9 protein-coding genes are annotated in these 7,586 nt (G+C 53.5%); 1 reads left to right on the top strand and 8 read right to left on the bottom strand.

The features are described 5' to 3' along the window. The 3 genes from QZP87_RS03940 to QZP87_RS03950 form a co-directional block, all read right to left on the bottom strand. Positions 1 to 442, bottom strand: a 442-nt coding sequence (locus QZP87_RS03940) for an elongation factor P (protein WP_291321616.1), incomplete at its 3' end; no start/stop codon positions are given. Between the two features lie 174 nt (positions 443 to 616). Continuing rightward, complete coding sequence (locus QZP87_RS03945; protein WP_291321617.1) at positions 617 to 1,078, bottom strand: type II 3-dehydroquinate dehydratase; 462 nt, start codon at positions 1,076 to 1,078, stop codon at positions 617 to 619. Between the two features lie 2 nt (positions 1,079 to 1,080). After that, positions 1,081 to 1,914, bottom strand: coding sequence for a hypothetical protein (locus tag QZP87_RS03950; protein WP_291321618.1), 834 nt, complete (start codon positions 1,912 to 1,914; stop codon positions 1,081 to 1,083). Between the two features lie 230 nt (positions 1,915 to 2,144). Here QZP87_RS03950 and yihA point away from each other — a divergent pair, with 230 nt between their 5' ends. Further along, a complete protein-coding gene (gene yihA, locus QZP87_RS03955) occupies positions 2,145 to 2,765 on the top strand; it encodes a ribosome biogenesis GTP-binding protein YihA/YsxC (protein WP_291321619.1) in 621 nt (206 codons plus the stop codon). Here yihA and QZP87_RS03960 read toward each other — a convergent pair. The 5 genes from QZP87_RS03960 to QZP87_RS03980 form a co-directional block, all read right to left on the bottom strand. Next, positions 2,727 to 3,794, bottom strand: a complete 1,068-nt coding sequence (locus QZP87_RS03960; RefSeq protein WP_291321620.1) for an LptF/LptG family permease — start codon at positions 3,792 to 3,794, stop codon at positions 2,727 to 2,729. The two genes, yihA and QZP87_RS03960, sit on opposite strands and share 39 nt — an antisense overlap. Further along, the gene (lptF, locus tag QZP87_RS03965) at positions 3,791 to 4,990 is read right to left on the bottom strand and encodes an LPS export ABC transporter permease LptF (RefSeq protein WP_291321621.1); all 1,200 of its coding nucleotides are present in this window, start codon (positions 4,988 to 4,990) and stop codon (positions 3,791 to 3,793) included. Before lptF ends, QZP87_RS03960 begins: the two co-directional genes overlap by 4 nt. A 3-nt stretch (positions 4,991 to 4,993) precedes the next feature. Continuing rightward, complete coding sequence (locus tag QZP87_RS03970) at positions 4,994 to 5,182, bottom strand: hypothetical protein (protein WP_291321622.1); 189 nt, start codon at positions 5,180 to 5,182, stop codon at positions 4,994 to 4,996. A gap of 144 nt (positions 5,183 to 5,326) precedes the next feature. Beyond that, positions 5,327 to 6,697: a radical SAM protein gene (locus tag QZP87_RS03975; protein WP_291321623.1), complete on the bottom strand. Its 1,371-nt coding sequence runs from the start codon at positions 6,695 to 6,697 to the stop codon at positions 5,327 to 5,329. Next, positions 6,642 to 7,400, bottom strand: coding sequence for a tetratricopeptide repeat protein (locus QZP87_RS03980; RefSeq protein WP_291321624.1), 759 nt, complete (start codon positions 7,398 to 7,400; stop codon positions 6,642 to 6,644). Before QZP87_RS03980 ends, QZP87_RS03975 begins: the two co-directional genes overlap by 56 nt. Positions 7,401 to 7,586: the final 186 nt, after the last annotated feature.

Below are 7,586 nucleotides of genomic sequence, written 5' to 3' on the forward strand. Positions count from 1 at the left end.
CGCCGCTTACGGTGTCACCCTTCATACCCGGCTCGGTCTCCGCCACCTCCAGGACAACCGCCACGGGAATCTCGATGTCTATGGGATTACCTCGGTAAATTAGGGCCTTGACGGTCTGTCCGTCCTTGAGAAAGGCGCCTTTCTCCCCCAGGCTGTCATCGTCGATCATGAGCTGCTCGTATGTGCCCATGTCCATGAATACATAAGCGGTGCCGTCATGGTAAAGGTACTGCATATCCCTGGACTCCAGGTCGGGCTTGGCGACTTTTTCCCCGGAGCGGAAGGTCTGGTCCAGCATGCCTCCTGTAAGCAGGTTTCTAAGTTTGGTGCGCACGAAAGCTCCGCCCTTGCCGGGTTTGACATGCAGAAAATCAACGATCTCGTAGGGCTCATTCTCGATCTCGATTTTCAGTCCTTTGCGGAAATCAGTAGTGGAAAGCATTCATCCTCCTTTATATGGCATGGAGCTTGCGGCATGGGGCATGGGGCCCCTGGCTCTTAATCCCTCAATCCTCGAATTCCTGAATTCCTGAATTCCTCAATTCCTCAATCCCTCAATCCCTAAATCCCTAAATTCCTAAATCCCTAAATCCCTAAATTCCTAAATCCCTAAATTCTATAGATTATCCAGATGCCAGACCAGCGCCTCAAGCCCCAGGATATAACTCATAATGCCGAAACCGGCAATAACTCCCAGGCTGTGGGCAGCTGTGAGATTCTTCCTGCGGATCTCTTCCCGGCTCCAGACATTGCTCAGGTGCACTTCCACGTGGGGGATGTTTATCCAGGCCAGGCAGTCTCCAATGGCCAGGCTTGTATGGGTATATGCCCCGGGATTGATAACCAGGCCCTGCACCTCGTCCCTCCAGGCCTTTTCCAGCCTGTCGATAATCCCGCCTTCGCCGTTGGCCTGAAAATAACTGAGTTCTAACCTGTCTCTGAGACCTTGACGGTCCTTTTCCAGTATGGTTTGCACGGCATCCATGCCTCGGAAGCCGTAAGTACCTGGATCGCGCCGGCCGATATAGCCGAGGTTGGGACCGTTCACCATCAATACACTGAATCTGGTCACAGGCATGACTATTTTTTCCTCCACTGTCCCCGAGAATTTTCAAACGATTCTTTTTCCCCTTCGGGAACAACACGCAAACGCGGCTGCACCTGGACCTCTTTATATTCTTCCCGCTGCTCTTTTTCATGCAGACTCTTTACTCTCATAAAGCTCAAAAGTATCACGTCTCCTGGCAACACCTCCCGCCTGGTTTCAAGAATCATCCCCCGGGCCAGGGTGCCTGACTCATGTGTGGCTGATTCCACTTGTGCCCCTCCTCCCAGGGCCTGTAGAATCTTGCCTGATCCGAATATCTTCAAAAGAAGCCGGCCCTGCCTTTCGGTCCTTCTGGCTATGAAAAAGTAAGCCGGGCCTTTTTCAGGATATTTATCAAACATCACCAGGTCCACTTTGTCATTAGTAGCCGCCACTGTCTTATTGCGGTCAAAGCCGACGATTTGACCTGACAACTCCCAGTGCGGCAGCATGTTCAGCTCGCAACTGAATTCGTGGAGTAATTCATCAGTGAGGGCAGCCTGCCTGGGCGATATCTCCCCGGAAGTACGAACAAAACCGGTGTCGTAAGTAACTGAACCTTTTTTCCCGGGGCGTACCAGTGGTTCCCGGCTCATTATCTTTCTGGCGGTTACACTGAAACACTCGTCTGCGGCATGCTCCCAGAACGTCCTGTCACGGGGGGGGGCTTTATCCAGCGTCTCCTGGTCCAGACTCAATTCAAAGACGGCCTGCTCCTGGAATCGCTCCCCTGGGCCCAGCAGATAGAAATAGCTCTGTACCGGCTCTTCACGTGTGCAGGACACCAGGAACAACAACAGAGTAAAAAACAATATGTTTTTCCACATATACACCTCGGGATTGTCATAGTCTGCATTTACAACCGAACATTTCATCACTACAGTTATCGCTCTGACAGTGTGCAAAGGTCTTGCACCCGGTCGACAATCTTCTTTCGTATCTGTTTAGCGCTTTGCATGTGGCTCGGGGACCGGCTCTTCCTGGAGCCAGTCCCCTTCGAGTTCAGATAAAGTGTCATTGTAGTGCTAAACAGATACATTCTTTCAGGAAAATCACCATGCATTTAAAGCTGAAAATTGAAACCACGGCCTACACCACAAAGCAGCTGTGTTACCCGGACCTGCCGCAGCTCGCCCTGGCCGGGCGCTCCAACGTTGGCAAATCCTCTCTGATAAACTGCCTGGCCGGTCAGAAAAAGCTGGCCAAAACCAGTTCCACTCCGGGAAAAACCAGGAGCATCAATTTTTACCTGGCACCGGAGGAAAATTTTTACCTTGTAGACCTGCCCGGGTATGGTTATGCCCGCTGCTCCAAAACAGAGAGGGAAAAATGGGGCGGGCTCATCCTGGAATACCTCCAGGACAACCCCCACCTCGCGGGCGTGGTTCTTTTGCTGGATTCGCGCGTTACGCCCCAGTCCAGCGACCTTGACCTGGCCCGTTACGTGGACTCCTTGCAGACCAGGCTGTTGCCTGTGCTTACCAAGGCGGACAAGTGCAATCAGAAACAAAGACAGCTCGCCCTGAAACGCTGGCAAAAGCTCCTGGAACGGGCACATAAACCCTTACTTTTTTCAGCCCGGACAAGGCAGGGACAGCAGGCCCTGTTAGAGGCCATAATAAAACTCAAGCAAACCCACTCACCTCCTGTCCACCCAGAAAATCTGCAGGAGGCCTAAGAACCCGAAAAACAGGTTTGCGGTCCAGGCCCCGAAAAATGGAGATACCAGACCCTTTTCAGCATAGCCCACTCCGAACACATAAACCGTGTAATAAAAAAAGACAATGACCAGCCCCAGGGTCACAAGGGCGTAAATATTCTTAATCCGGGTAAACAAAGCCAGGGCCAGCAGGGTCATGATCACCAGGGCAAAGGGATAAGCTATCTTGCTGTACAGGGCCGTGGAGATCTTTTCCACGTTGGAGCCGCTCTCCCGTAGCTGAGTCACCAGCCCGGCCAGGGTAATGATGGACCAGGCCTGGTAAGGCAGGTCCGAGTCCACCAGGGTAAAAGACCTGAGATCGATATTTACCTCGATCTCCATCTCCTGCTCGCTTTGCCTTTCCAGACTGTGGGGATTGAACACCGTTGCCTCAGTCAGCACCAGCATGTCCCGGTGGATGTCAAACCAGGGTGCCTTGATGATCTCCAGTATCATGCCCGGATCACTTCTTTTGTAAGCAGTAAATTCCTCTCCCCTGCCCTCTTCAATACAGGCCCTCTCAATATGTATCATATAGTCCCGGTCTTTGAACCACACATCCTCCAGGCCCTGTGCCGCAGCCTGCCTGTCGCGCACGTCCTCGTTCCATATCCGTCTTGTCACCTGTTCTCCCTTGACACCCAGGGCCTCGGAAAAAACAACAAGCAGCAAAAAAACCACAAGGGCGTACCCGACAAAAAAAACAGCCGGCTTTCTGAAGGAAATTGCACTGCTTTCCATGGCCACAAGCTCATTGCTGCGATGCATAACGGCCAGTTGTATCAGGATCCCCAACATGAATATGGCAGGCAGGGTCTGGGAAACAATAAGGGGCAACTTGAAAGCAAAATACTCCAGCACCTGGAGCGCCCCCAGGCCTGCTTCCACCATAGCGTTCATACGTCCAACTAAATCGACTATCAGGTACACCATGGTCCCGGAAAAAAGCAGGACAGCAGTGTAAAACAGATTCTGGCGCAAAAGGTATTTGTTTAAAATACTCATATCCGGATGCTGGAGAGCTTTTGTTGATTGTTATCTTGATCCCCGTCTCTTTTTTGCGACCCCGGGACAATGCTTCGCAGAACCTGTCCGAGGTCTATCTCGCGGCCCTGGGCATAAAAATAAACCCCTCCCAGGGTCATAACCAGGAAAAATATGTTGGGTATCCACATGGCCAGGTCAGCATTCAGGGTACCGGCCTCTCCAAGCCCGTAAACCGCAGTAAACAGGCTATAGTAAGCAAGAAAGCAACTCATGGCCAGTAGAAGTCCCCAGTTGCGGCCCAGGCCCTGCAGGGTCAGACCCAGAGGGACCGCAAACAGCCCCAGGATAAGGCATGCCAGGGGCAATGAAAAACGCTTGTGCGTTTCCAGCTTAGCCAGGCGGTAATTCCGGCTGCCTGCTTCCGCATCATCCTTGTATGCCTGCAGTTCGCTCCAGGACATCTCTTCCGGACGCTTGTCCCGCAGACCCGCCTCGCCAAGAATGCCGAAAAGATCCAGGCGCAGCCTGTATTCTCCAAAGGAAACCAGGCTGTGTTCCTCCTGGTCCTGGCGGTAAATTCGACCTTCATCCAGGATGAAGTAAAGCATGCCTTTCTCCTTATCACTAATCATGCGTCCCGTGGGGGCAACAATGGTCATGGGGGCCTCTGGAACTGTCTCGTCAAAAATGAAAACCTCTCTTAGTTCGCTGGTGCCCGGGTCCCTGTTGTGAACGTATATGGCCATGCCCGGTACCATGCGGTGGAATACCCCGGGCTGCATGGTAACTTCGGTCTGCTCACGGACCATCTCCACTGCAGTCTCCCGAAAGTTGTCAATCCCCCAGGAAGTTAGATGCAGTGTTACGTAGAGGGTAAAGCACATAGCCCCCATGGAAAAAAGCAGGGGAGAGAAGACCAGGCTCCTGATGGATATGCCGCTGGTCTGCAGAGCGGTGAGTTCCCGGTCCGACGACATACGCAGAAAGCAAAGAAATATACTCAGCATGCAGGCTATAGGAATCACCAGGCTTAGGAACGAAGGTCCAAGATAAAAAAAGGACTTAATAACGTGTAGAACCTGGATATTCTGCCCCACAAAGAGGTCCCTGAGGTCAATCATACGGCCGATGACTATCAGGGACAACATAGAGGCCAGAGTAACCAGGAAAATGATTCCTACCTCTTTAATGATCTGCCTGTGCAGAATCTTCATCAATTATCGTCTGTCTGCTGTTCGTTTTTCTGAAAAAAATTTGTGCAGGAATTCCTCGTCTTTTGGGCCCAGATTAAAACGCATACCCGCTTCGCTCAAAAGCCTGTCCAGCTTTTTGCCCTCCTGAATTCCCTCGTCCACCCACTGTACTGCCTGCCTGACTTTTTTGTTCTCCGGCATAATGGTACTCATGTTTCACTCCTTGTTTAGTAATCTTTGTGTATCTGTCAGTATTGTTAGCAAAAGTGCCTGTCCCCGGTGGCCGAGGCAATAATTAACACTAAGTGTCACTGTAGTGTTATAGTGCCCGGCAGACAATAATAATCTGCGTGCAACTCATGCTCCCGCTGCCATTTGATTCCAGTATCCGCGTTTTTCCCAGGTGAACCCTCCCGGTACACACGGCCAGATAGAATTGTTGTGCGCCAGGGGATCATCCAGGCCCAGCCAGGCGTGCTTTACGGCCTCTTCAAACATCATGCTGCCGGGAATGGGCGAGTACTGGGTAAGCTCGGGACGGATTCCCCATCTGCGCACCTCCCGGATGCTTTGCAGAACCTCTTCATCACCTTGCCCGGGCAGGCCGAAGAGTACATAAGCGGCCATCTGCTCTCTTGTAAAACCCGCCTGGAGCAGGTTGTGCATGCCCTGGCACCATTCATCTTCTCCCAGCTTTTTGTCCGGCCGGGACCCGAAATCCCCGGTCTCGAATCCCAGGCGGATGGTATGCAGTCCGGCCCGGTAAAGAAGCCTGCACACCTCCAGGTCCAGGTAGCGCACGTGCAGGGCATTGGGAGTGTGCAGCCTTATCTCCAGCCCGCTGGATATAATCTTCTCCAGCAGGGGAATAAGCAGGTTCCGGGCATTTACCAGAAGGGCATCGTCGTAAAAGGCAAAATCCCTGATGCCGCGCATGTACTCACCCCTTACATGCTCAAACACAAACCCTGCGTCAGCCTGCCTGAAGCCAGGATAAAGTTTGTACCCGGAACAGTAGCTGCACCTGAAGGGGCATCCCCTGGAACCCATTATCACGGAATAACCGCTTTGTGCATAAAACGAGGTATCCAGACTCATGCCCGCATCCCGGGGCAGTTTCGGAGGGCTTGAGCCAAGCAGGCTCCACACTTTTGCCCAGTTGTTCTCCTCCTCCAGAGGACCGGAGACAACCAGGTCCACGTCCAGGCTCCGGGCATGCTCCCGGCACAGTGTGGCATACACCCCGCCCAGGCAGACGGGCACCCCGGGCCAGAGCCTGCGCAGCATGCGCACCGCCGCAAAAATGCCCGGATACCAGTAGGTCATTATGGAGGTGATCAGGATGAGATCCGGAGGAGGATCAAGCCTGGCCAGGGCCTGTTCCACCCTGTCCCCGGGAAGGCCGTAACGGCTGTACCGCCGGGGAACAACCGCCAGCACCCCTGGCCTGGGCAGGACGGTGCGGGGATAGCGCCCTGTGCCTGTGGTCCCGGCAGCAGGCCAGGTCTGGTCCTGCCAGGTGCGGTCCATGCAGTCCATAAGAGCAGTGCGCGCTCCAGTTTTGGCCAGCATGTCCAGGCATACCAGCAGGCCGGCCGGCCTGGACCAGAGGTTGTAGGCTGCAAAGTCGTAAACCCAGGGGTTTACCCCGAGTATCCAGGGGCCGCTTTCTCTAACGCAGGGCCTCCAGGTAATCCCGGGCCGTGTGGGCTTCTTCAGAGTCATCATTCTGCTCGATTATGCGCTCAAACCACACTTTTGCTTCGCTGATCCTGCCGGCCCGCACCAGTTCCTCGGCATACATGAGGCCAAGCCCTGTATTGTCCAGCCTGGCCTGGGCCCCCTGCCCATAGATGCGCAGGGCTTCATCATAAAGATCCAGTTCATGGTAAAGGCTTCCAGCCAGCTCGTAACCCGGCACAAACCGCCTGTTTTTTTCAATGGATCTGACTGCATATTCCAGGGCTTTTTCAGTCTCGCCCTTTTCCTGGAATATGGTGGCAAGATTATAGTATGCAAATTCCGGGGTCATGTACCCTTCCAGCTCCAGGGCCTTTTCATAGGCCTGCCTGGCTTCCTGTAGGCGGCCCTGGGCCTGCCGCACCTGGCCCAGATTGTTCCAGGCCTCTCCGTAATCAGGATTTAGTTCCAGGGCCTTTTCAAATTCCCGGGCAGCCCTGTCCCAGTCTTCCATGCTGGTATGAGCCAGCCCCATGTTGAAATAAAGTCTGGGGTTATCCGGGGACACATTTTGTACCTGCTGCAACTGCTCCAGGGCCGGCCTGGGCTCGCCTTCGATGAGATAACGCTCAGCCAGGTCCAGGCGCAGTTCGGCCTGATGCAGGTTCATGCGGTCGGCTCCGGTGTGAGCGCATCCTGCCAGAAAAACAAGCAGTATCAATGAAAGCAGTCCTGGCGTGATTAAATTCATCTGAGCCTTCTAAGTAACTAGAATCGTATTGGCAATAAAATCAGGTGCTTGCTAATTTCAGGATATTTGCTCTTGTTCCCAGGCTCCAGCCTGGGGACATCACTTTTTTGTGGCTCCAGCCACATTTTGAAGAAGCGGCTGGAGCCGCAAGAACTAAACGTTTCCAGGCTGGAGCCTGGGAACGAG

This window comes from Desulfonatronospira sp. (assembly GCA_003563255.1).
Classification (GTDB): domain Bacteria; phylum Desulfobacterota; class Desulfovibrionia; order Desulfovibrionales; family Desulfonatronovibrionaceae; genus Desulfonatronospira.